This is a genomic window from Propionicimonas sp., from assembly GCF_034927565.1.
Classification (GTDB): Bacteria; Actinomycetota; Actinomycetes; order Propionibacteriales; family Propionibacteriaceae; genus Propionicimonas.
The window spans coordinates 17,703-41,519 of sequence record NZ_JAYFPT010000058.1 but is presented as its reverse complement, the minus strand read 5'-3'; the positions used below and the strand labels follow the sequence as shown (position 1 = coordinate 41,519).

The 23,817-nt window shown below is 69.9% G+C and carries 21 protein-coding genes and 1 pseudogene; 6 read left to right on the top strand and 16 right to left on the bottom strand.

Translation table 11 applies throughout. The features are described 5' to 3' along the window. Both VB080_RS11500 and VB080_RS11495 read left to right on the top strand, forming a co-directional pair. A pseudogene (locus VB080_RS11500) lies at positions 1 to 298 on the top strand (hypothetical protein); the annotation flags it as partial. 36 nt (positions 299 to 334) lie between these two features. Continuing rightward, the gene (locus VB080_RS11495) at positions 335 to 1,174 is read left to right on the top strand and encodes an MBL fold metallo-hydrolase (RefSeq protein WP_323418590.1); all 840 of its coding nucleotides are present in this window, start codon (positions 335 to 337) and stop codon (positions 1,172 to 1,174) included. Positions 1,175 to 1,199: 25 nt separating this feature from the next. On the opposite strand, the gene VB080_RS11490 is transcribed toward VB080_RS11495, so the two are convergent. The 3 genes from VB080_RS11490 to VB080_RS11480 all read right to left on the bottom strand — a co-directional run bounded on the left by VB080_RS11490 (position 1,200) and on the right by VB080_RS11480 (position 3,075). Next, the gene (locus VB080_RS11490; RefSeq protein ID WP_323418589.1) at positions 1,200 to 1,367 is read right to left on the bottom strand and encodes a DUF5302 domain-containing protein; all 168 of its coding nucleotides are present in this window, start codon (positions 1,365 to 1,367) and stop codon (positions 1,200 to 1,202) included. 40 nt (positions 1,368 to 1,407) lie between these two features. Next, the gene (locus VB080_RS11485; RefSeq protein WP_323418588.1) at positions 1,408 to 2,172 is read right to left on the bottom strand and encodes an inositol monophosphatase; all 765 of its coding nucleotides are present in this window, start codon (positions 2,170 to 2,172) and stop codon (positions 1,408 to 1,410) included. A gap of 63 nt (positions 2,173 to 2,235) precedes the next feature. Then, positions 2,236 to 3,075: a DUF3097 family protein gene (locus tag VB080_RS11480; protein ID WP_323418587.1), complete on the bottom strand. Its 840-nt coding sequence runs from the start codon at positions 3,073 to 3,075 to the stop codon at positions 2,236 to 2,238. 92 nt (positions 3,076 to 3,167) lie between these two features. On the opposite strand from VB080_RS11480, the gene VB080_RS11475 reads away from it, so the two are divergent. Next, a complete protein-coding gene (locus VB080_RS11475) occupies positions 3,168 to 4,151 on the top strand; it encodes a quinone oxidoreductase (RefSeq protein WP_323418586.1) in 984 nt (327 codons plus the stop codon). A gap of 4 nt (positions 4,152 to 4,155) precedes the next feature. Here the strand turns inward: VB080_RS11475 and VB080_RS11470 are convergent, their stop codons facing one another. From VB080_RS11470 to lepA, 8 genes are all read right to left on the bottom strand, one after another. Beyond that, positions 4,156 to 4,866: an ABC transporter ATP-binding protein gene (locus VB080_RS11470; protein WP_323418585.1), complete on the bottom strand. Its 711-nt coding sequence runs from the start codon at positions 4,864 to 4,866 to the stop codon at positions 4,156 to 4,158. Next, on the bottom strand, positions 4,859 to 5,698 hold the full coding sequence (locus VB080_RS11465) for an ABC transporter ATP-binding protein (protein ID WP_323418584.1): 840 nt from the start codon (positions 5,696 to 5,698) through the stop codon (positions 4,859 to 4,861). The genes VB080_RS11470 and VB080_RS11465 overlap by 8 nt, the downstream gene beginning before the upstream one ends. Continuing rightward, positions 5,698 to 7,428: a branched-chain amino acid ABC transporter permease gene (locus tag VB080_RS11460; RefSeq protein ID WP_323418583.1), complete on the bottom strand. Its 1,731-nt coding sequence runs from the start codon at positions 7,426 to 7,428 to the stop codon at positions 5,698 to 5,700. Before VB080_RS11460 ends, VB080_RS11465 begins: the two co-directional genes overlap by 1 nt. Next, on the bottom strand, positions 7,425 to 8,375 hold the full coding sequence (locus VB080_RS11455; RefSeq protein WP_323418582.1) for a branched-chain amino acid ABC transporter permease: 951 nt from the start codon (positions 8,373 to 8,375) through the stop codon (positions 7,425 to 7,427). The genes VB080_RS11460 and VB080_RS11455 overlap by 4 nt, the downstream gene beginning before the upstream one ends. A gap of 100 nt (positions 8,376 to 8,475) precedes the next feature. After that, positions 8,476 to 9,735 (bottom strand): branched-chain amino acid ABC transporter substrate-binding protein, encoded by a 1,260-nt coding sequence (locus tag VB080_RS11450; protein WP_323418581.1) that lies wholly within the window; start codon positions 9,733 to 9,735, stop codon positions 8,476 to 8,478. A 196-nt stretch (positions 9,736 to 9,931) separates the two neighbouring features. Continuing rightward, positions 9,932 to 11,158 carry a radical SAM family heme chaperone HemW gene (hemW, locus tag VB080_RS11445; protein ID WP_323418580.1) on the bottom strand — a complete coding sequence of 409 codons (1,227 nt, stop codon included), beginning with the start codon at positions 11,156 to 11,158 and terminating at the stop codon, positions 9,932 to 9,934. After that, a complete protein-coding gene (locus VB080_RS11440) occupies positions 11,158 to 11,973 on the bottom strand; it encodes an S-methyl-5'-thioadenosine phosphorylase (RefSeq protein ID WP_323418579.1) in 816 nt (271 codons plus the stop codon). Before VB080_RS11440 ends, hemW begins: the two co-directional genes overlap by 1 nt. Positions 11,974 to 12,037: 64 nt before the next feature. After that, entirely contained in the window at positions 12,038 to 13,873 is a 1,836-nt protein-coding gene (gene lepA, locus VB080_RS11435; RefSeq protein WP_323418578.1) for a translation elongation factor 4, read from the bottom strand. 350 nt (positions 13,874 to 14,223) lie between these two features. On the opposite strand from lepA, the gene rpsT reads away from it, so the two are divergent. Continuing rightward, complete coding sequence (rpsT, locus tag VB080_RS11430) at positions 14,224 to 14,484, top strand: 30S ribosomal protein S20 (protein ID WP_323418577.1); 261 nt, start codon at positions 14,224 to 14,226, stop codon at positions 14,482 to 14,484. Positions 14,485 to 14,556: 72 nt separating this feature from the next. Here the strand turns inward: rpsT and holA are convergent, their stop codons facing one another. The 4 genes from holA to VB080_RS11410 all read right to left on the bottom strand — a co-directional run bounded on the left by holA (position 14,557) and on the right by VB080_RS11410 (position 19,761). Further along, positions 14,557 to 15,522 carry a DNA polymerase III subunit delta gene (gene holA / locus VB080_RS11425; protein WP_323418576.1) on the bottom strand — a complete coding sequence of 322 codons (966 nt, stop codon included), beginning with the start codon at positions 15,520 to 15,522 and terminating at the stop codon, positions 14,557 to 14,559. 2 nt (positions 15,523 to 15,524) lie between these two features. Next, positions 15,525 to 16,571, bottom strand: coding sequence for a YdcF family protein (locus VB080_RS11420; RefSeq protein ID WP_323418575.1), 1,047 nt, complete (start codon positions 16,569 to 16,571; stop codon positions 15,525 to 15,527). An 87-nt stretch (positions 16,572 to 16,658) separates the two neighbouring features. Beyond that, positions 16,659 to 18,956 (bottom strand): ComEC/Rec2 family competence protein, encoded by a 2,298-nt coding sequence (locus VB080_RS11415; protein WP_323418574.1) that lies wholly within the window; start codon positions 18,954 to 18,956, stop codon positions 16,659 to 16,661. Next, positions 18,943 to 19,761 (bottom strand): helix-hairpin-helix domain-containing protein, encoded by an 819-nt coding sequence (locus VB080_RS11410; RefSeq protein WP_323418573.1) that lies wholly within the window; start codon positions 19,759 to 19,761, stop codon positions 18,943 to 18,945. Before VB080_RS11410 ends, VB080_RS11415 begins: the two co-directional genes overlap by 14 nt. Positions 19,762 to 19,905: 144 nt before the next feature. Between VB080_RS11410 and VB080_RS11405 the strand changes: the two genes are divergently transcribed. Then, positions 19,906 to 20,205 carry a DUF2249 domain-containing protein gene (locus VB080_RS11405; protein ID WP_323418572.1) on the top strand — a complete coding sequence of 100 codons (300 nt, stop codon included), beginning with the start codon at positions 19,906 to 19,908 and terminating at the stop codon, positions 20,203 to 20,205. A gap of 49 nt (positions 20,206 to 20,254) precedes the next feature. Beyond that, entirely contained in the window at positions 20,255 to 21,271 is a 1,017-nt protein-coding gene (locus VB080_RS11400; protein ID WP_323418571.1) for an endonuclease/exonuclease/phosphatase family protein, read from the top strand. A 4-nt stretch (positions 21,272 to 21,275) separates the two neighbouring features. Here VB080_RS11400 and leuS read toward each other — a convergent pair whose 3' ends face one another. Continuing rightward, complete coding sequence (leuS, locus tag VB080_RS11395; RefSeq protein WP_416339636.1) at positions 21,276 to 23,780, bottom strand: leucine--tRNA ligase; 2,505 nt, start codon at positions 23,778 to 23,780, stop codon at positions 21,276 to 21,278. Positions 23,781 to 23,817: the final 37 nt, after the last annotated feature.

Here is a 23,817-nt window from a genome sequence, read left to right as displayed (position 1 = left end):
GGTGATCTGCCGCGACCGCTTCGAGGTCTTCCCCTGGTCAAGCCGGGAGGCCCGCCACCTCGACCTCGACCACACCGATCCCTACCGCTGGGACGGCACACCCGGCCAGACCCGCCCAGGCAACCTCGGGCCACTGGCGCGTAAGGCGCACCGCGCCAAGACCCACGCCGGCTGGCAGCTCACCCAACCGGAACCGGGCACCTTCGGCTGGCGGAGCCCGCGCGGACAGTTCTACGAGGTCGGACCGGGCGGCACCCGCGACCTCACGCAGCGAACACCACTCGACGACACCGGCTGAAGCCTGCCTCGGGCGACGCCGCAATAGGCTTGCGGCATGGATGAACCGCGCCTGAGCCCGTTCGAAGCCGTCACGGACGGCGTCTACGTCGCAGTCGCCGAGCCGGCGAGCGTGAACGTCGGACTCGTCGTCGGGACGGAGTCCGCGCTGGTCGTCGACACCGGCTCATCGCCCCATCAGGGCGAGCAGATTCGACAGGCCGCCGAGCAGGTGGCCGGAGTGCCGCTTGGCGCGGTGGCGGTCACCCACTGGCACTGGGACCACTTCTTCGGCCTGGCCGCCTTCGCTGACCTCCCCAGCTATGGCCACGAGACCCTTGCCGAGCGGCTGGGCTCGCCGGACCTGCTCGCGGAAGCCGCCGGCCAGGGCGTCGATGCCACCGAGCTGCGGGCGCCGAACCGGCCGTTCAGCCTCGCCCGGGTGATCGACCTGGGCGGTCGCCGGGTCGAACTCGTCCACTTCGGACGCGGGCACACCGAGGGCGACGTGGTGGCCATCGTCCCGGACGCCAACACCATCTTCGCCGGCGACCTGCTGGAGCAGTCCGGGCCACCATCCTTCGGGCCGGACTGCCACCTCAAGGACTGGCCCAGCGCGGTGGACGGCATCCTCGGCCTGGTCGACGAGGACACCGTGATCATCCCGGGCCACGGCAGTCCGGTGGACCGCTTCTTCGGTTTCGAACAGCGTGCCCGGATCTCTGCGGTCTACGGACAGGTCGAGTACCTGGTCAGCCGCGGCGTGAAGCTGGACGCGGCCTACCAGGCCGGCGAGTGGCCGTTCGAGGCCGAGGTGATCCGTCCGCTGCTGCCGCTGGCCTACCAGCAGCTGGCGGCCGAGGGCAAGGTGCCCCGGACGCACCTGCCGATGCTGTGACCCAGCCGCCGGAGCTGCCGACCCTCTAACCCCCGGACTTGCGGCGGAACTCGCGGGCACCGCCCTGACGACCGCGTTCGGCCGGGCCCTTCTGCTTGTGGTGACCCTCTTCACCGACACCGGAGTCGTGCTCGGCGTTCTTCTTCGCCAAGGCTGCCAGCATCTTGGCCTTGATGTCCTCGTTGTCGGTCATGGGCCCACTGTGCCACGCGGGGCCGCGGCCGTCGAGCGGTTCAGCAGCCGGCGATGGCCTCGCGGGCGGTCTCCCACACCGCGGGCTTCATCGCGGCGATCAGCCGGCGGCCCATCACCCCCGGGCGGTAGTCCTCACCGGCGCTGGTGGCGATCCGGCCCCCCAGCTCCTGCACCATCAGACCGCCCGGCAGGTGATCCCACGGGAACATCGACCGATAGGTGAGGAAGTCGACCTCGCCGGCGATCAGGTTCGGGTAGTCCACCCCGCAGCAGCCCCACGAGCGCCGCACCTGCACTGCCGCACCCTCGCCGGTCATCGGCACATAGGTGGCACCCAGCGGCACCTCCCTACCCGAGGGCCGCGGCTGCAGCGGCTCGTCGTTGCAGGTCACCCCGGCACCGCGCTCAACCTGGTACATCCGGCCGTGCATCGGCTGCCAGATCCAGCCCCGGACGGCCACACCGGTCCGCACCTCGGCGACCATCACGGCGAAGTCCTTCGACCCGCGGGAGAAGTTCTTCGTGCCGTCCACCGGATCGATCACCCAGGCCCGCTCGGCGCCCGGGAGTGCGTCCAGCCTGGCCGGATCGGTGAACACCCCCTCCTCACCGACCAGCAGCGCCCCCGGGTCGGCCGTCGCCAGGATCTTCACCAGTTCCCGTTCCGCGTCGCGGTCGGCGATGGTGACCAGGTCCCCCGGCTTCTTCTCCTCGATCTCGCCCTCGGCGAGGGCTCCAAAACGCGGCAGGATCACCCGGTCGGCGACCTCCCGGATCCGCTCCGACACCCACTCGGTCTGCACTACAGCTCCTGCTCGTCGGTCATCATGAGATTTGGTGGTCTTGAGGTTCAGTGGTCACGAGGTTCAGTGATCTTGAGGTTCGGTGGTCACGAAGTCGATCAGCCGCTCCACCTCGCGGGGCAGCGCCGGATCGAGGTCACGCCAGTCGCGCACCCGTCCCAGCAGCCAGCGCCAGGTCTGGGCGATGTCTGCCTGACCGGAGGCCGGGCGTCCCAGCGCCCGGCTCAGGCCGGTCTTGTAGTCGATCCCGCGTGGAACCTCGGGCCAGGCAGCCAGCCCCGCCCGCTCGGGCCTGATAGCGGTCCAGATGTCGATGAACGGGTGCCCGGTGACCAGCACGGACCCGGAGCGCACCTGGTCGACGATCCGGGTCTCCTTGGTGCCGGTGACCAGATGGTCGACCAGGACCCCGAGCCGCCGCCGGGGCCCCGGCGCGAACTCGTCCACGATCGCCGGCAGGTCGTCGATCCCGCCGAGGTACTCCACCACGACGCCCTCGACGCGCAGGTCGTCGCCCCAGATCTTCTCCACAAGTTCGGCGTCGTGCCATCCCTCGACATAGATCCGGGAGGCCCGCGCCACCTTCGCCGGCGCTGCGGCGGCGACCCGGGAGCCGGAGGCGTTGTGCGTCGCCGCCACCGGACGGGACCGGGCAGGCGGTCTCAGATCGACCGGTGAGCCGTCGATCCAGAAACCGGGTCCGAAGGGGAAGCTGCGGCGCGCCCCCTTGCGGTCCTCCAGCACGACCAACCCGTTCTCCCAGCGGACCACCGCACCGACGAACCCCGAGGTGGGTTCCTCGACCACCAGTCCGACCGAGACCGGGGTCTCCACCGAGACGCGGCGGTGCGCCTGCTGCCAGCCAGGTGCCAGCACATCGCGGTCGTAGCGGGACGCAGCCATGACGGACACCCTAGGTTGTTGCGGGGAGGACGCCGGCTGCTGTCCGCGGTGAGAAAGCCCGTGACCGCTGGACGTACACCTAGGCTGGGTACATGCGCGCGATCGTTGCCCGCGAGGCGGGTGGTCCGGAGGTTCTGGAGTACGCCGAGTGGCCTGACCCGCGGCCCGGCACCGGGGAGTTGCTGGTGCGGGTGGCCGCCGCCGGGGTGAACTTCATCGACACCTACCGGCGTTCCGGGGTGTACCAGATCGACTTCCCCCACGTGGTCGGTGTCGAGGGCGCCGGCCAGGTGGTCGCCCTGGGCGACGGGGTGACCGATTTCGCCGAGGGCGACCAGGTGTCCTGGCACGATGCCCCCGGGTCGTACGCCGAGTTCGTCGCCGTGCCGGCCCGCAACGCCGTCCGGCTGCCCGCGGGACTGGACCTGACGAAGGCTGCGGCCCTGCCGCTCCAGGGAATGACCGCCCACTACTTGGTCTCCTCCACCTTCGAGGTCGGCCCCGGGCACGAGGTCCTGGTGCACGCCGGCGCCGGTGGGGTCGGGCTGCTCGCCACCCAGTTGGCCAGGCTCCGCGGCGGGCGGGTGATCACCACGGTCTCCACTGCCGACAAGGCAGAACTGTCCCGGGCGGCGGGCGCGTCCGAGGTGATCGACTACACCGCGCTGAGCGACCTCACCGCCGAGCTCCCCGCGCTCGTCCGCGACCTGACCGAGGGCGAGGGCGTCCACGTCGTCTACGACGGGGTCGGCCGGACGACCTTCGACGCCTCCCTGGCCAGCCTGCGGGTGCGCGGCATGCTGGTGCTGTTCGGTGGCGCATCCGGGCAGGTACCCCCGTTCGACCTGCAACGGCTGAACGCGGCGGGCTCGCTGTTCGTCACCCGCCCGACGCTGGCCCACTACAGCCGCAGCCGGCTGGAGATCGAGTGGCGGATGTCGGAATTGCTCGGCCTGGTCGACTCCGGTCAGCTGGACGTGCGGGTCGGTGCCAGCTATCCGCTGGCCGACGCCGCCGAGGCCCATCGGGTGCTCGAGGGACGGCTGACCACCGGCAAGGTGGTGCTGCTGCCGTGACCCGCTACGCAGCGCCCAGGTAGGCCCGCTTCACCCGGTCGTCACGCAGCAGGTTGCGCCCGGTATCGGAGAAGGCGATGCTGCCGACCTCAAGGACGTAGCCCCGGTCGGCCAGGGAGAGCGCTGCCTGCGCATTCTGCTCGACCAGCAGGATGGTGACGCCCTCAGCCTGGAGTTCCCTGATCGTGCGCATGATCGTCTGGGTCATGATCGGGCTGAGTCCCATCGACGGCTCGTCCAGCATCAACAGCGTCGGCCGGCTCATCATCGCCCGCCCGATCGCCAGCATCTGCTGCTCGCCGCCGGAGAACAGCCCGGCCGGTTCGCGCCGGCGTTGGCCGAGCACCTCGAACAGATCGTAGACCCGGTCCATGTCGGCCTTGATGGCCGCCGCGCTGTCGGTGCGGGAGTAGGCCCCGAGCATCAGGTTGTCCTCCACCGACATCTTGCGGAACAGCCGACGTCCCTCCGGAGACTGGGCGATGCCGCGCTGGACCACCTTGTGGGCCGGTTCACCGTCCAGCCGCCTGCCCTCGAACCAGATCTCGCCGGAGACCGGCTTCAGCAGGCCCGAGATGGTGCGCAGGGTGGTCGACTTGCCGGCACCGTTGGTGCCCAGCAGGGTGACCACCTGGCCCTGCTCGACGGTGAACGAGATGCCCTTCACCGCAGTCACCCGTCCGTAGGCGACCACCAGGTCCTTGACCTCAAGCATGGGTGTCCTCCCCGTCCGCCTCGGCCAGGTCGGGTGAACCGAGATAGGCCTCGATCACGCGCGGGTCGCTCTGCACCTCGGCAGCCGTCCCTTCGATCAGCACCTGCCCCCGGGCCAGGCAGCAGACCCGGTCGCAGAGGTTGAAGATGAACTTCATGTCATGCTCGATCACCAGGATCGCCAGCCCCAGGTCGCGGATCCGGAAGATCAGGTCCTCGGCCTCCCTGGTCTCCTGCGGGTTCATCCCGGCGGTCGGCTCGTCAAGCAGCAACAACTTCGGCTCGGTGGCCAACGCCCGGGCGATCTCCAGCCGGCGCTGATCACCGTAGGGCAGATTGCGCGACAGCGAGTCGGCAGCCCCGCCCAGCCCGACGAAGTCGAGCAACTCGCGCGCCCGCTGGGTGGAGGCGAGTTCCTCCCTGCGGTGCCGCGGCAGTCGCAGGACGGCGTCGATGGCGTTGGCTCTCGTCCGGCTGTACATCCCCACCATGACGTTCTCCAGAGCGGTCATGTTGTGAAACAGCCGGATGTTCTGGAAGGTTCGGGCCATTCCCGCCCGCACCACCTTCCTGGGCTTGGCCGGCAGTGGCTCGCCGTCGAAATGGACCACGCCACGGGTGGGCCGGTAGAGCCCGGTGAGGCAGTTGAAGAAGGTGGTCTTACCGGCGCCATTGGGCCCGATCAGGCCGATGATCTCCCCGGTGTTCACCGTCAGGCTGACCTCGCTCACCGCGGTGAGACCGCCGAACTGCATGGTCACGTCACGGGCGTCCAGCAGGACGTTGCGCTTCTGCACCGCCGACCCGGCGGTCTGTCCGGCTCCGGCGGTCATCACGCGTCTCCCTTCAGGTCGGGGTTGTAGTGCGCCTGGTGGACGATCAGTTCCTCCTCGAGTTCCTCGGCCAGTTCCTCATCATCGGCGTGGAACTCCAGTTGCCGGCGTTCGTCGGCGATGATGCCTTCGGGCCGGAAGCGCATCATGAAAACCATCAGCAGGCCGAACAGCAGCAACCGGTAGTCGGAGAAGAAGCGCAGTTTCTCCGGTAGCACCTTCAGGATCGTGGCGCCGATCAGAACGCCCATCACGGTGCCCATGCCGCCCAGCACGACTGCCGCGACCAGGAAGGCCGACTCCAGGAAGACGTACTGCTCGGGCACCACCGAGGTGTCCTGGTGTGCCTTGACCGCGCCCGCGAGGCCGGCCAGGAAGGCACCGCCGGCGAAGGCCAGCAGCTTGAGCGCGAAGGTGTTGACGCCCATCGCCTCGGCGGCCAGTTCGTCCTCCCGGATCGCCACCCAGCCGCGTCCGATCCGGGAGCGGTTGAGGTTGGTGAACACGATGATGATGAACGCCAGCACGAGCAGCATCAGCCAGAAGTAGTTGGCGAACCGGCCGGTCTCGATGCCGAAGAACTCCTGGGTCTTGCCGAAGTCGAAGCCGAAGAAGTTGAGGTTGGGAATGCCGGGAATGCCGTTCGGCCCGTGGGTGAGGTTCGGCCCGTCCGTGCCGTCCAGGTTGATCATGGTGATCCGGAAGATCTCGCCGAAGGCGAGGGTCACGATCGCCAGGTAGTCACCCGAGACCCGCAGCGTCGGCGAGCCGATCAGCAGGCCAAGGATCGAGGCGATCGTGGCCGAGATCAGGGCGGTGAGCCAGAACGGCGGCTCCCAGCCGATCGTGGCGAAGGCGGAGCCCGACAACATCGCGGCGGTGAACGCACCCGCGCCCAGGAAGGCGATGTAGCCCAGGTCGAGCAGGCCGACCAGGCCAACCACGATGTTGAGGCCGAGCGCGGTGGCCGCGAAGACCAGCACCTGCGCAGCGATCGACATGTTCTGGTCCGAGCCGCCCTGGGTGAACGGGAAGACGAAGGCGGCGACGAAGGCTGCTGCCACCACCACCCGCTTGTTCAGCGAGACCGCGGTGGCAAACCAGCCGAAGATGCCGAACTCCTTCAGCGTGAGGATCAGCGACACCACCAGGGCGACGTAGAAGAACATCTCGCCGCCCTCGTTCAGCGAGAGCAGGAAGACCGCGGCGAACAGGACGGCGGCGATGCCCAGCGTGATGCCGACAATCTGCAGCCAGGTCGGCGACTTCAACCGGCCCATGCCCGGTTCCGGGGAGCCCGGGAGCACCAGCCCGCAGCCGGCCGCCACCAGGCTGCCACCCAGGCCTACCCAGACCCCCGGGTCGGTGTTGACCAGACCACCGGACTCGATGGTGATCGCCGCGATCGCCACCGCTGCCGCCGCTGCCGCGCCGAGGGCGGCGGTTCGCGCAGCAGCGTTCCAGGCGACGATCCGCGTCCAGCGTCCGAGCCGGGCCCTGCCCAGGAACGGGACGGCGAAACAGGCGGCACCCAGGACACACAGCGCCAGGAAGTGCCACTGCAGCGGCGAGGGGGCGCCGTAGAAGGTCACATTGTCGAGGGCGGACGGCGGGTAGGCCCACGACATCATCACCGAGAAGCCGGCAACCAGCATGCCCACCGTGGCGACGGCGCGGGCCGGCAGCTGCATCTGCTGGAGCCGGTCGGCGGGAATGGGCAGCGAGATCATGCGCGATCAACCACCCTGGCTCCGAGCAGGCCCTGGGGACGGAACACCAGCACCAGAATCAGCAGGCCGAAGGCCCAGACGTCCTTCCACGCCGAGCCCCCGCCGAGGTAGGCCGCCGAGAGGGACTCGACCAGGCCGAGGACGACGCCGCCGAGCAGGGCACCGTAGATATTGCCGATGCCGCCCAGCACGGCGGCGGTGAACGCCTTGAGCCCGGCCATGAAGCCCATGTCGAAGGCGATCGTCTGGTAACGCAGCCCGTGCGCCACCCCGGCGATCGCCGCCAGCGCGGCACCGACCGCGAACGCCGCCATGATCACCCGGTCGACGTTGATGCCCATCAGGCGGGCAGTGTCGGGATCCTGCGAGGTCGCGGTCATCGCCCGTCCGACCCGGGTGCGGTTGACGAACAGCCACAGCCCGATGGTGCACACCACCAGGGCGCCGACGGTGAAGATCGAGGCGTACTGGATGATCACCCCACCAGCCTGGATCGACTCCCCCGAGAGACCCTCGATGGTCGGGAACGGGAACCCTGCCTTGGCGTCCGGAAACCCGGGAATCTGGCCGTAGAACAGCCTCACCGCCTCCTGCAGGAAGACCGAGACACCGATCGCGGAGATCAGTGGTGCCAGTCTGGGAGCGTTGCGCAGCGGACGGTAGGCCAGTCGTTCGGTCAGCAGTGCGATCCCGACCGAGACCAGGATGCCGCCCAGGATCATCAGTGGCAGCAGGCCGAACACCGAGCCCCACAGTCCCCAGTCGGTGGGACGACCCAGCAGGATCCACACCGCGTAGGAGCCGAAGGCGCCCACCATGAAGATCTCGCCATGGGCGAAGTTGATCAGCTGGACGATCCCGTAGACCACCGTGTAGCCGACGGCGATCAGGGCGTACAGGGCACCCAGGGACAATCCGTTGACGAGTTGCTGCAGGAAGAAATCCACGCCGCCGTTCCCTCTCGTTGTGGCCCCGGCGCCCGGCCGGTCGGAACTCCCGCTCAGGGAGCCCGGCCGACCGGTTCACCATCGGTCGGAGCCGGGTGGCTCAGCCCTGGTAGTTGATGACCTGCTTGGTGGTCCAGGCGCCGTCGGCGACCTCGTAGACGGTGATCACCCGGGTGACCGTGTCGCCGAACTCGTCGAACTTCACCTGGCCGCTGGCCCCTTCGAAGTCGACCTTGCCGACGGCCTCGATGGTGGCCTCACGGGCAGACTTGGCGTCGGAGGCGTCTGCCAGAGACACCTTCAGACCTTCGATGATCGCGTTGGCCGCGTCGAAGGACATTGCGCCGTAGGCGGCGTAGGGCTCGGGGAAGTTGGCTGCCTCGTACTGCGTGAGGAACTCCGCGGCCGACTTCAGATCGGTCGGCGGGGCACCCACCGAGGTGGCCAGGTCACCGTTGGCTGCCTTGCCGGCCAGGTTGATGTACTCCGGGTCGAAGATGCCGTCGCCGCCCATCAGCGGGACGTTGAGCCCATTGGCCTTCATCTGGTTTGACAGCCGGGCACCACCACCGGTGTCCTTGGAGTTGGCGTACTCACCGCCGAAGTAGACCACCTCGGGACCGGCCTGCTTGATGGTCGTGACCACCGTGCTCAGATCCTCGGTGCCGGGGGTGAAGGACTCACTGGCCACGACCTCGCCGCCGCCGTCCTTGAACGCTGCGGCGAAGGCCTCTGCCAGGCCCTGGCCGTAGGTGCCTTTGTTGTGCACGACCGCGACCTTCTTGATGCCGGCGTCGAGCAGGTACTTCGCAGCCACCGGGCCCTGGATGGCGTCAGTGGTGGCGGTGCGGAAATAGTTGGCGTTGGGCCTGGTCGGCTTGGCCGGGTCGGCACCCTGGGTCAGGGTCGGGTTGGTGTTCGCCGGCGAGATCTGGACGATGTGGGCGGCGTCCAGAATCGGGATGACGCTCTGCGCCACGCCGGAGTTCAGGGTGCCGACCACGCCGACGATGTCCGGATCGGCGGCCAGCGAGGTGGCGGCATTGGCGCCGGTGTCGGGCTTGGCCTCGTCGTCCATCGGGACGAATTCGAGCGTCCAGCCGGGTATCGCGTTGTTCTTGTTGGCCAGATCGACGGCCAGTTGGACGGAGTTCTTCATGCCGAGACCCAGCGCCGAGAGTCCACCGGAGATCGGCCCGATGAAGCCGATCTTGGCGACCTTCGTCCCGCCTGAGCTCGAACCACCGTCTGTCGGAGCGCTGGTCGGTGACTCCGCCGGACCGCGGGAACCGCAGCCGCTCAGCACGAGTGAGGCCGCGATCAGGGCGGCGCCAGCCAGCTTGAGAGTTCGTTTGGTCACATTTCCTCCTTGTGTTCAGTGACTGCTCAGCCACCGGCACGGTTGGGTAAGGCTATGGGAGCAAACGACATTTGAGCACTGCATTGTGAGCGGAATATCTCGCTGCTGTTACAGCAATGTTGCGTAGTGGGGCGTTATCAAATCGTTGTGAATTCCCGACTTGATGAACGTATTCCCTCGTCATCCGGGAATGGTGTCAATCGAGCAGGTCGCGCACGATTCCATCGGCCAACAGGCGTCCGGGAAGGGTCAGTCGCAGCCGTCCGGCATCGGCCAGCCCCCAGCCCGCCGCCACGATCGTGGGCACCCGGCGGGCCTCCGTCGGGGTCAGGACTGCCAACTCGAGTCCCTCGGCGAGCCGCAGTTCCAGCAGCACCCGTTCGACCCGGCGCTGCTGGTCGTCGAGCACCTCGCGGGCCTCGGCCGGGCTCTGGCCACCGGCCAGCCGGGCGCTGTAGCGGGACGGGTGGCGCAGGTTCCACCAGCGCACCCCGCCGACGTGGGAGTGGGCGCCGGGGCCGACCCCCCACCAGTTGCCGCCGCGCCAGTAGGCCAGATTGTGCCGGCAGGCGTGTCCGGGTCTGGCCCAGTTGCTCACCTCGTACCAGGCCAGCCCCGCCGCTGTCAGTTCCTCCTCGGCAACCAGGTAGTACTCGGCGTGCACATCGTCGTCGATCCCCGGCAGTTCACCACGGCGAATCCGGGCGGCCAGCCGCGTGCCCGGCTCGACGATCAGCGAGTACGCGCTGAGGTGGTCGGGCTGCAGGTCCAGGGCGCTGCGCAGGCTGGTCCGCCAGTCGGCCCGGGACTCCCCCGGACTGCCATAGATCAGGTCGAGGCTGACCGAGCCGAAGCCGGCCGCGCGGGCCCAGCCAACCACCTGGCCGACACGACCCGGGGTGTGCCTGCGATCGAGCACCTGCAGCACGTGCGGGACGCTGGACTGCATGCCCAGGGAGAGCCGGTTGAAACCGGCGGCGACCAACTGCTCGAGCCCACGTTGGTCGACCGACTCGGGGTTGGCCTCGGTGGTGATCTCGGCACCCGGCACCAGGCCGAAGGTATCGCGGACCGCGCCAAGCAGGCCTGCCAGTTCGTCGGTGGCCAGCAGGGTGGGCGTACCGCCGCCGAAGAAGACCGTGTCGACCGCCGGCACCGGCTGCTGGGAATCGGCGGCCAGCACGGTGACGGCCAACTCCAGTTCCCGGCGGACGGCGTCCAGGTAGGCCTGCCGGGACGCACCCGGTGCGGAGCCCAGTTCGGCAGCGGTGTAGGTGTTGAAGTCGCAGTAGCCACAGCGGACCGCGCAGAACGGGACGTGCAGGTACAGGCTGAAGGTCCGCTCCCCCATCCCGGCCAGAGCCTGCGGTGGCAGCGCACCGTCGGCCGGCGCCGGCTCTCCCTCGGGTGGGACCGACGGCATCAGGGCAGCTCGAGCGGCAGGGCCATGCCGTCCAGGGCGCGCCGGCAGGAGCAGGTGGCGGTGGCGTCCGGTTCAGCCGCGGGCAGGGTAGCGACCACCCGGCGCAGCAGCCCCTTGAGCCGTTCGATGTTGTCGGCGAACACCCGCAGTACCTCGGCGTGGGTGACGGCTTCGCCGACCTCCACCCCGGCGTCGTGGTCGGTGACCATGCAGACGGTGGTGTAGCACAGCGCGAGTTCGCGGGCAACGGAGGCTTCCGGCGCCCCGGTCATCCCGACCACGCTGCCGCCGGCCGCCGCATGCCACTGCGACTCGGCGCGGGTGGAGAAGCGCGGCCCGTTGATCACCACCAGGGTGCCACCGTCGGTCAGCGGGGTGTGGTCGTCGGCGGCGGCCAGGACGGTGGCCCGGCCGCGCGGGCAGTAGGGATCGGCGAAGGAGACGTGCACCACCGGGCCGGTGCTGTCGTAGACGGTGTGCGCCCGTCCCCAGGTGCGGTCGATGAGCTGGTCGGGGACGACGAAACTGCCCGGACCGAGTTCGGGCCGCAGCGAGCCCACCGCGCAGGGGGCCAGCACTTGACGGACGCCGAGGCTGCGCAGCGCCCACAAGTTGGCCCGGTAGTTCACCCGGTGCGGCGGGAACTCGTGGTGGCGGCCGTGCCGCGGCACGAAGGCCACCCGCCGTCCTGCCAGTTCACCGACGGCGATCGGCGCCGACGGCTCTCCGAAGGGGGTGCTGACCGTCTCGAAAGTGGGGTCGGTGAGGAACTCGTAGAAGCCCGAGCCGCCGATGATGCCGATCTCTGCGTTCACGGGTCAGCACTCTAGCCCGCCGGCGCGGCCGCGCCGGGCCAGGGGACGGTTCCTCGGCCCGCGATCACTTCTTCTCCGACCGCGCCTCGCCGGTGGACAGCGCGGCGACGAAGGCCTCCTGCGGCACCTCCACCCGGCCGACCATCTTCATCCGCTTCTTGCCTTCCTTCTGCTTCTCCAGCAGTTTGCGCTTGCGGGTGATGTCACCGCCGTAGCACTTGGCCAGCACGTCCTTGCGCATCGCCCGGACGGTCTCCCGGGCAATCACCCGAGCACCGATGGCGGCCTGGATCGGCACCTCGAACTGCTGCCGGGGGATCAGTTCCTTGAGCTTCTTGGCCATCGCCACGCCGTAGCTGTAGGCGGCGTCGGCGTGCACGATCGAGCTGAACGCGTCCACCGGCTCACCGTGCAGCAGGATGTCGACCTTCACCAGCTTGGCCGCCTGCTCGCCGGCCTCCTCGTAGTCCAGCGAGGCGTAGCCCTTCGTCCGGCTCTTGAGCGCGTCGAAGAAGTCGAAGACGATCTCGGCCAGCGGCATCACGTAACGGATCTCGACCCGGTCCTCGGAGAGGTAGTCCATCCCCTGCTGGACGCCGCGGCGGTTCTGGCACAACTCCATGATCGTGCCGATGAACTCGGTGGGGGTCAGGATGGTCGCCCGGACGATCGGCTCCCAGACCTCGGCGATCTTGCCGTCGGGGTACTCCGACGGGTTGGTGACGGTGTGCTCGGTGGCGTCCTCCATCACCACCCGGTAGACCACGTTCGGCGCGGTGGAGATCAGGTCGAGGTTGAACTCGCGCTCCAGCCGCTCCCGGACGATCTCCATGTGCAACAGACCCAGAAAGCCCACCCGGAAGCCGAAGCCGAGGGCGCCGGAGGTCTCCGGTTCGTAGACCAGGGCGGCGTCGTTGAGCTGCAGCTTGTCCAGCGCCTCGCGCAGTTCGGGGAAGTCGGCACCGTCGATCGGGTACAGCCCGGCGTAGACCATCGGGTGCGGCTGCCGGTAGCCACCCAGGCTCGTGGTGGCAGGACGCGAGGCGGTGGTCACGGTGTCGCCGACCCGGGACTGGCGGACCTCCTTCACCCCGGTGATCAGGTAGCCCACCTCGCCCACGCCCAGCGCTGCGGCCTTGGTCGGTTCGGGTGAGATCACCCCGACCTCGAGCGTCTCGTGGGTGGCCCTGGTGGACATCATCAGGACGCGCTCGCGGTGGTTCAGCTCGCCGTCGACCACCCGGACGTAGGTGACCACGCCGCGGTAGGTGTCGTAGACCGAGTCGAAGATCAGCGCCCGGGCCGGGGCCGCCGGATCGCCGACCGGGTGTGGAATGTCGCCGACGATGTGGTCGAGCAGTTCGCGGACGCCCTCGCCGGTCTTGGCCGAGACCTGGAAGACCTCGGACGGGTCGCAGCCCACCAGGTGGGCGATCTCGGCGGCGTACTTCTCTGGCTGGGCGCTGGGCAGGTCGATCTTGTTCAGCACCGGGACGATGTGGAGGTCGGCCTCCAGCGCCAGGTAGAGGTTGGCCAGGGTCTGGGCCTCGATGCCCTGGGCGGCGTCGATCAGCAGAATGGCGCCCTCGCAGGCGGCCAGCGAGCGGGAGACCTCGTAGGTGAAGTCGACGTGTCCGGGGGTGTCGATCATGTTCAGGACGTAGTCGGTGCCGCCGGAGCGCCAGGGCATCCGGACAGCCTGGGACTTGATCGTGATACCGCGCTCCCGCTCGATGTCCATCCGGTCGAGGTACTGGGCGCGCATCGAGCGCTCGTCGACCACGCCGGTCAGCTGCAGCATCCGGTCGGCCAGGGTGGACTTGCCGTGGTCGATGTGCGCGATGATGCAGAAGTTGCGGATCAGCTCCGGTGGCGTGGCGCCAGGGCGTGGTGCGGGCATGCAGCTTTCCTGATTGGGGACCGACTGCCCATCCTATCGTGTCGTGCTGGTTCGACGACCGCCGCCCCGCCCCGTCAAACTGTGATCGAAACACCGTCAACGGCAACCCAGCCACAGCTTGCCGAATTGCAGGCGCGAGCCTCCCGAACATCCAGACAAGCTGTTACCGAATGTCGGCAGACGGAAGTCCAGCCACAGCTTGTCGGGCGGGTCTCGGAATGCGCTGAATCGTGAGGCGCCCGACCGGTCATACCTCAACTTGGCGGGTGGCGGCGGGCTTTGGTAGTGTTGCTGGTCGCGTCCGTTATGGATGCCACCAGCTCGAATCACCAACCAAGAAGGCAAGCCCTGTGGCGAACATCAAGTCCCAGAAGAAGCGGATCCTGACCAACGAGAAGGCCCGGCTCCGCAACAAGGCTGTGAAGTCCGCGCTGCGTACCCACGTCCGCAGGTTCCACGAGGCCGTCGCCGCCGGCGACACCGAGAAGGCCCAGGAACTCGCCAAGGTGGCCACCCGCCAGCTCGACAAGGCAGCCTCGAAGGGCGTCATCCACGCCAACCAGGCCGCCAACCGCAAGTCTGCGATTGCCTCCAAGGCCGCCGCGCTCTGACTTCCGACTCCCGGTGACGCCGCCCCTCGGGGCGGCGTTTCTGTGTGTACGGGGTTTCCCGCGGTTCCGAGGTCAGCTGCGACGACAGCCGATCACGGTCAGCACCACCTGTTCGAGGGCGAACCCCGGATCGCTGGCCGCGCCCTTGATCTGGGCGTCGGCCACCGCCAGCGAGCGGATCGCCCGGGCCACTCCGGCCGGCTGCCAGGCTCGGGCCTGCTGGGCGAGCCCCTTGAGCTTCCACGGCGGCACCCCGATCAGCTTCGCGACGTCGGCGTCGCGCAGTCTGCCGTCGCGCGCGTCCAGGTACTTGCCGAGGTTGCGCAGCCCGGACGACAGCGCGCTGGTGACCAGCACCGGAGCCACCCCGGTCGACAGCGCCCAGCGCAGCTTGCCCAGCGCCCCCTCGGCGTTGCCGCTCAGCACGTCGTCGGCGACGGCGAAGCTGGTGACCTCGGCCCGGCCTCCGAAGTAGCGCCGGATCACCGGCTCGGTGACCGCCTGGGCATCGGCGTCGTCCAGCAACTGCCGCACGGCCGCCGCCAGGCTACGCAGGTCGCTACCCACGGCGTCGATCAGGACCGACGCGGTGCGGGCATCGATCCTTCCGCCGGCCCGGCGGGTCTCGGCGACCACGAACTGGGGCAACTCCCAGGGCTTGACAGCGAGGCACTCGACCTCGCGGGCCGCCACCTTGCGCAGCTTGTCCAGCACCGCCTTGCCCTTGACCCCGCCCGGGTGGACGAGCGCCAGCGCCAGCTCGGGACCGGGATCGGCGGCAGTTGCGACCAGGGCGTCGGCGACCTCCGCCGGCAGTTCGGGCAGTTCGGTGACCACCACGACGCTGGCGTCAGCGAACAGCGACCCACCGGTGGCCTCGGCCAGCCCGCCGAGGCTGAGACCTGCGGCCGACAGCCGGGTGACCGAGGCGTCCGGGCGCAGGGCGATCGCCGCCTGCACCAGGTCGGTGACCGCGCGTTCGGCGAACAGCGACTCCGGGCCGGTAACCAGCAGGGTGCTGCCGAAGGGTGACTCCACGGCTACAGCATGCCAGCGCGCACCGACAACACGAACCAGATCAGCGCCGGCAGGCTCAACACAACGACGCTGATCACCACGAACCACCGGTGATCGCGCAGGATGGCCAGGTACTCCCGGATGCTGGCCGAGGGCCAGTAGTAGTCGGCGGTCGGGGCGCCCAGGGCGTAGCCGGCCACCCCGGCGCTGCGCATCATCAGCGCCGCCCGGAAGGCGTGGTAGTTGTTCGTCACCACCGCCACCGGCCCGGTGATCCCCCGCTCCGCGAGCAACTGGGCAGTGTTGGCCAGGTTCTGCTGCGTGGTGCGGGACTCGGTCTCGGTCAGGATCGCCGCCGGGGGCGTGCCGTGCTCGACCAGGTACTCGGCCATCGCCTCGGCCTCCGGGCGCGGCTCGTCCGGGCCCTGACCGCCGGAGGTGACAATGACCGGCTGAGCACCCGCGGCAACCGCCTCGTCCCAGGTGCGGTGGGCCCCGTCCAGCCGCTGGGCCAGCAGCGGCGGGACACGTCCCTCGATCAACCCTGACCCCAGCGCCACCACCGCGCCGACCTGGCGGCTCCGGCGCCGGCTGACGGCCTGGTACAGCGCCGAGTACAGCAGATAGGCAAGCAAGCCGTAGGAGAGGAACCCGATCGGAAGGCTGGTCAGGATCACGCCCACCACCAGCGTGGCGGACTGGCTGCCGACCGAAGCGACCACCGCCACGGCCACCACGGCGATCACGCCGAGCATCGCCAGCCCCAGCAGCAGTGACAGCAGGTTCGACAGCCGTCGGCCCTCCCGACGCACCATGGTGAGGCCGTTCAGCACCAGCATCACCGCGACCAGCAACACCATGCCAACGATCAGGATCAGGACGGCCAGTGTGGCCCAGCCACCGGCCTCGGCCGAGATCGTGGTGAGCGCCTCGCCGACCGCTGCGATCAGGCGCAGGACCAGCCCGGCCACGGCACCGAACAGGAAGACCGCACAGCGCATCCGGCGCGGCTCCCGGGCGTAGCTGACCACGAACAGGATCGCCAGGATGCCGGTCAGTCCCAGGTCCACGCGTGCCCACCGTCCTCGACTCGGTCTGCCGGAGAGCTTAGGGCACCTCACCGGACACCAGGATTCGCAGACCACGTGAACCGGGTCCTAGCCCGGACGTTCGGTCGTGACCTGCAGGCCGGCATCGGTCCGAGTGACGGCCACCGAGCCCTGGGTATCGGTGCGGTAGATCGCCGAGCCGGCCTGGCCGAGTTCGCGCAGCGCGGTGCCGGACGGGTGGCCGTAGCTGTTCTCCCCCACCCCGATCAGGGCCACCTGTGCGGCAGCGGCGGCGAACAGTTCCGGGCTCTGCCGGGCCGAGCCGTGGTGCGGGACGATCAGGACGTCCGCTGCCAGCGGCAGTCCGGATGCCAGCGCGGCGGCCTGCCCCGCGGTCTCAATGTCGCCGGTGGCCAGCACCACGATCCGGCCGGTATCGATCCGGGTGACCACCGAGCTGTCATTCTCCGCGCTGGACTCCTCGGCATCGCCCCAGGCCGCCGTGGACGCCGGCAGCGTCGAGACCACCACCACCCGGACCCGGCCCACCTGCAGAGCCAGACCGGGCGCCGCGGCGATCGGCTGAGCTCCGGGAAGCTGGCCGGCCACCTGGTCGGCTCCGGGTCGGCCGGTGGACTCCAGCACGGCAGCGACCTCACGGCCGGCCAGTGCCGGCACTCCGCCGATGTGATCGGCGTGAAAGTGAGTCACCACCAGCAGCGGCACCCGCCGCACGCCGAGGGCCGCCAGGCAGCGCTCCAGGGCCACCGGCTCCGGCCCGGTGTCGACCACGATCGCGGCTCCAGGCTCGACCGCCACCACGCTGGCCGAGCCCTGTCCGACATCGCACTGCACCACCTGCCAGTCCGGCGGCGGCCAGCCGGGCACCGCCCACGGCCGGGCCAGGACGAGCACCAGCACGGCCGCCAGGCTCATGATCAACCAGCGGTGTCGCAGCAACCGGCCGAGCACCAGGTAGGTCGCAGCCCCGAGCCCGATCAGCACCGCGATGCCGGACGGGGTGGCCGGCCAGGCGATCGCAGCCGCCGGCAACGCTGCCCCGAGCGCCGCGATCCAGCACAACGCCTGCGCTCCCCAGCCGGCCAGCCAGCCCAGTGCCACCGCCGGGCCGGGCAGCAGCCAGCCCAGCGCCGCGCAGCCGAAGCCCAGCACGGTGGTGGGCCCGACCAGCGGGCCGGCAGCGACATTGGCCAGTACGCCGACCAGACTCAGCTGTCCTGACAGCGCCGAAACGATCGGCTGGGTGGCCACCTGGGCGGCCAACGGGACGGCGAGCGCCTCGGCCAGACCGCGGGGCAGCCATCCGGCCAGGGCGTCGGTCCACGACCGGGCGAAGGCAATGATCCCGGCCGAGGCCACCACCGACAAGGCAAACCCCGCCGACGAAGCCAGCCACGGGTCCAGCATCAACAGTCCGATCACCGCCCAGGACAGGTATCGCAGTCCCTGGGCCCGGCCACCCCAGCCGAGCGCTGCCAGCCCAACCGCGCCCATCGCCGCCGCCCGCAGCACACTCGGCTCGCTGTGGCACAGCACGACGAACCCGGCCACCCCGACCACGGCGATCCCGCGCAACCACCAGCCCCGCGCCCCGAGCCGCCGCGCCAGCCACAACAGGCTCGCCAGCAGCAGTGTCAGGTTGGCACCGGAGACCGCCATCAGATGGGTGAGCCCGGTCACCCGGAACCGCTCCTGGAGTTCCGGTCCGACCCTGGCCGTGTCGCCCACCACCAGTGCGGGGACGATCGACCGTGGTTCGGCCGGCAGACCGGCGACCGCCTGCCGGAGCCCCTCGCGAACCCGGTGCACGCCCTGGTCGACCCAGCCGGGCTCCGCCACCAGCTGGGGTGGCTCCCGCGCCCGCGCCACCGCACCGACCGGCTCCTGCGGCTCGGCCGGCTCCAGCCGGACGGTCGCGTGCACCCGGCTGCCGGGCACCAGCCGGCTCCAGGCCGATGCCGCCTCGCCACTGGCGACCAGCCGCACCTGCTGGCCGAGCGCCCAGTGCTGCCCCCGGCCGCGGACCGACTCCAGCCGTGCCGGTGCCGACCAGAAAGCTCCCCAGCGGGTCGCGGTGCTGAGTCGACCCGGACCGACCACGGCCTCGACCTCCACCACCGCACGCTCCCGAGCCCAGTCCGGGACCGGTCCGGCGTGGGTGACCGCGGAGCGGAGTCCTGCCGTCAGCAGGCAGCACAGCAGCAGCATGCCGACCGCCCCGGCCAACCGCCGGCCGCGGCTCCACACCAGCGTGAGAGCACCGGCCGCGGCACAACCGGCCAGCGCCTCGGGCCTGCCCTGGATGCCCAGCCAGGTGCCGGCCCACATCGTCACCGCCAGCACCGGACCACGCGGGTCGAGCGGCCCGGGTTCAGAGCCCGACATAGGGCTCCAACTGCGCGAAGGTCTTGGGCCCGATGCCGTCGACCTCCTGGAGTTCGGCCACCCGGGTGAACCTCCCGTGCTGCTCGCGCCAGGCGAGGATCTTCTGGGCGGTCACCGGCCCCACGCCCGGCAAGGTCTCCAGTTGGGCCTGCGTGGCAGTGTTCAGCGACACCTTCGCCGGCGACGTTCCGCCGCCCGCCGTGCCGTCCGAGGTCGACCGGAGTTCGCCACCAGGCTGCTTCTGGTCGCCGATCACCAGCTGCGCACCGTCGGCCAGCACCGCCGCCAGGTTGAGCTCGCCCGGAGCTGCCTGCGGGGTCAGTCCGCCGGCCGCAGCGATCGCGTCCAGCACCCGCGAGCCCTCCGGCAGCCGGACCACCCCGGGCGAGACCACCGCGCCCAGCACGTGCACCACAACGACGGCCGGGATCGGCGTCGCTGAAGGCGTGGGTGTTGCCACCACCGCCGGCGTCGGTGCGGGGGCCACCGCCGGGCTCGACCGCGCCTGCAGGACGTTGTAGCCGGCCCACAGGCAACCGGTGAGCACGACGATGCCGAGCGCCAGAAGATGGCTGCGGGAGAACTCCCAGGCGGTCCTGGCCCAGCGCGCCACCGGTGGCCCCACCGTCGGCGATCCGGACCCGGTGACCCCAGTCTCCGGTGCGCTCTCGGGGTAGTCCTCCTCGTCGAGGTCGTCGGGCAACGGTTCGAGCGCTCGGCGGGCCGGAACCTCGGCGAGCAGCGTGGCCAGCCGTTGGCGCACCACGTCGCTCAGCACGGGTTCGGAAGCTGCCAGACGATGCATGCCGTCCACTATCGGCACCCGCCGCCCGTCCGGTTCAGCCGCCGACAAGATTGTGGATAACGTCGGCCAGAACACCGGATGTCCACAGCCCTGCGACACAGCGGGTACCCTTCCCGGGGTACCTGAATCCGAAGGGGGCAACCGATGGCGATCAACCTTGAGCTTGCCGGCAGCAACGCGAAGAAGCAGCGCGGCGGCTGTGGCTGCGGCTGCTCGGACGGCGCGCCCGAACTCGAGCTGGCGGCCATTCCCAAGGTGATGCGCAGCGGCGCGGTGATCGGTGGCCTCACCAGCATGAAGCCGGCCCAGCAGGTGGTGCTGGTCGCCGACCACGACCCCAGCCCGTTGCTCTCGGCACTCAACCGGGTGGCGCCGCAGACCTTCGACGTCAGCTACCTCGAGCAGGGCCCGGTGGCCTGGCGGGTCCAGATCACCCGCCGGTGACCGCGCGTCCCTGTCCTGCCGGGTTGGACGCAGCTGGGATGCTGGGCAGGTGACCACCCGCACCCGTCCTCGCGCTTCGGCACGCCCGGCCGCGCGCAAGCGCCGGCCGGTGCGTGATCAGACCGGACGGCGGCGCTGGCAGGTGGTGGGCTGGAGCTGTGTCCTGGCCGGTGCCGCGATGCTCGCGCTCTACCTGTGGCCCGGTCTGCAGGAGTATCCGGTCACCGCGATGGCCGCCGCCTTTATCCCGCACGCCACCGTGCTGTGGGTACTGGCCGGGGTGATCCTGCTGCTCGCCGGACGCCGCTGGGGCCGGGCCTGGGCGGTGGTGGCGCTGGCCGGCGGCCTGCTCCATGCCCAGGTGCTGGTGCCCTACACCAGCCGGTTTCCGGAGCCACCGGGGCCGGCGTACACCGTGGCAACGCTCAATCTCCGGTTCGGCGAGGCCGACCTGGCCGCCCTGGCCGACTCACCCGCCCTGGACGCCCCCGTCCTGGTCCTCACCGAGGCGTCGGCCGCCACCGTGGCAACCCTCGACACCAAGCCCTGGCGCACCGCCTATCCCTACCGGGTAGGACAGACCGACGCGTGGGCCAACGGCACGCTGATCCTCAGCCGCGACCCGCTGACCGTTCTGAAGCAGCCGTCCGGCACCCCCAACGCGGTCGTGACGGTACGGGTGAAGACCCCGCTCGGTCCGCTGGTGGTCATCGGCGCACACCTGGTGAGCCCGGTCCGCGACGAGAACGTCTGGCAGCAGGACCACCGCACGCTTCTCGGCCTGACCGGCTCGCATCCGGACGACGCCACCGTCGTGGTGGGCGATCTGAACTCGACCCTGGAGCACCTGCCGGTACGTCGGCTGCTCGCCACCGGTTTCACCGACGCCGCATCCGCCGCGGGCTCCGGCTGGCAGCCGACCTGGCCGGCGAGCCGGTGGTTTCCACCGCTGATCGCCATCGACCACGTCCTGCTCAACGACCGGTTGGTCGCAGCCGATACCCGCACTTTCCGGGTCCCGGGCACCGACCATCTCGGCCTAATGGCCACCCTGCAGGCGGCCTGAGCAGCTACCCGGGGACGATGCTGACCAGCTTCGGCGCCCGGACTATCACCTGCCGCACCGCGCGGCCGTCCAGTGCACGCTGCACGGCGACATCGGCCAGCGCCAGCTCCTCCAACTCGGCAGCAGACGCCGACGGCGAGACCTCAAGCTTGGCGCGCACCTTGCCCTGTACCTGCACCACACAGGTCACCGACTCGGTCACCAGCAGCGCGGGATCGGCCTGCGGCCAGCGCGAGTTCGCCACCGACGGGGCGTGTCCCAGCACCTCCCACATCTCCTCGGCCAGGTACGGTGCGACAACACTCAACGCCTGGGTGACGAACTCGACCGCCTCCCGGACAGCCGGGTCGGCCGGCCCGGCGCCGGTGTCGATGGTCTTGCGGGCAGCGTTCACCAACTCCATGATCCGGGCGACCACCACGTTGAACCGGCGGCTCTCCAGCGCCTCGGTGATGTCGGCGATCGAGCGGTGGGTGGCCCGCCGCATCGCCAGCTCTCCGGCCGCCGGATCGGCACCGGCTGGGGAACTGACGTCGCAGGCCAGCCGGTAGGCCCGCTGCAGGAACTTCGCCGTCGAGCCGGGCGAGACGTCAGCCCAGTCGATGTCGTCCTCCGGCGGGCCGGCGAACACCACGGTGGTGCGGATCGCGTCCACCCCGTAGGCGTCGATCTGGGCGCCCAGGTCGACCCCGTTGCCCAGCGACTTGCTCATCGCCTTGCCCTGGTTGATCACCTGGCCCTGGTTCAGCAGCCGGGTGAACGGCTCGGTGAACCCCACCAGGCCCAGGTCGTACAGCACCTTGGTGAAGAACCGCGAGTACAGCAGGTGCAGGATCGCGTGCTCGACGCCGCCGACATACTGCGCCACCGGCATCCAGCGGGCCACGTCCGCGGGGTCGAAAGGTCCGTCGGTGTAGCCCGGCGAGCAGTACCGGAAGTAGTACCAGGACGAATCCACGAAGGTGTCCATGGTGTCGGTGTCGCGCTGGGCCGCAGCACCGCACCGGGGGCAGGTGGTGTTCACCCAGTCGGTGGCCCCGGCCAGCGGACTGGTGCCCTTCGGTGCCAGGTCGGCGCCACGCAGGTGCGGCAGCTCGACCGGCAGCTGGTCGTCGGGGACGGGGACCTCGCCACAGGCCGGGCAGTGGACGATCGGGATCGGGCAGCCCCAGAACCGCTGCCGGCTCAGCAGCCAGTCGCGCAGCCGATAGGTGGTGGCTGCCCTCCCGGCGCCTTCGGTCTCCAGGAACTCACACATCGCCGCCACGCCGGCGGCCTTGTCGGCCAGCCCTTCCAGGGTGGGCGAGTTCACATAGGCCCCGTCACCCGGAGTCGCGACCCCGGTCTGGTTGGGATCCGGCAGGCCGGTCTCCAGCACCACCCGGACGGGCAGGCCGAAGGTGCGGGCGAAGTCCAGGTCGCGCTGGTCGTGGGCCGGGACGGCCATGATCGCACCCGTGCCGTACTCGCTCAGCACGTAGTCGGCCGCCCACACCGGCAGCTTTTCGCCGTTCACCGGGTTCACCGCGTACCGGCCCAGGAAGACGCCGGTCTTGGGACGCTCGGTCGACTGCCGCTCGATCTCGGTGGCCTTCTTGGTCTGTTCCAGGTAGGCCTCGAAAGCGGCCCGCTGCTGGTCGGTCACCAGCTCGGCGGCCAGGTCGGCGTCCGGTGCCACCACGAAGAAGGTGGCCCCGTACAGGGTGTCGGGACGGGTGGTGAACACCGTCACCGGCTGCTCGCGGCCCTCGATCACGAAATCGACGTAGGCACCCTGGGAGCGGCCGATCCAGTTGCGCTGCATCGCCAGCACCCGGTCGGGCCACTTGCCCTCCAGCGCGGTCATGTCGTCCAGCAACCGCTCGGCGTAGTCGGTGATCTTGAAGTACCACTGGGTGAGCTTGCGCTTGGTGACCGCCGCGCCACACCGCTCGCAGGCGCCCTGGACGACCTGCTCGTTGGCCAGCACGGTCTGGTCGTTGGGGCACCAGTTGACGTAGGAGTCCTTGCGGTAGGCCAGGCCGCGCTCGTAGAAGCGCAGGAACAGCCACTGTGTCCAGCGGTAGTACTCCGGGTCGGAGGTGTGCAGCCGACGGCTCCAGTCGAAGCTCAGGCCGTAGCGTTTGAACGAGCGGGCCTGGGTGTCGATGTTGGCGTAGGTCCAGTCCGCGGGGTGGGCGTTGCGGGCGATGGCCGCGTTCTCGGCCGGCAGGCCGAAGGAGTCCCAGCCGATCGGGTGCATCACGTCGTAGCCCTGCATCCGCCAGTACCGGGCCACGATGTCGCCCATGACGAAAGCCTCGGCATGGCCCATGTGCAGGTCGCCGGAGGGGTAGGGGAACATGTCGAGCATGTAGCGCCGTTCCCGGGAGCCGTCGTCTGCCGGGACGAAGGTTCCGTCCGCCTCCCAGAACTTCTGCCAGCGCTCCTGCGCGGCGGCGGCATCGTAGGTAGGGCGTACCTGATCGGTGGTCACTGCTCTCTCCTCGTTCCTGACTGTTGCCGACATGAAAAAGCCCCGCGGCCTCATGGCTCGTCGGGGCGCC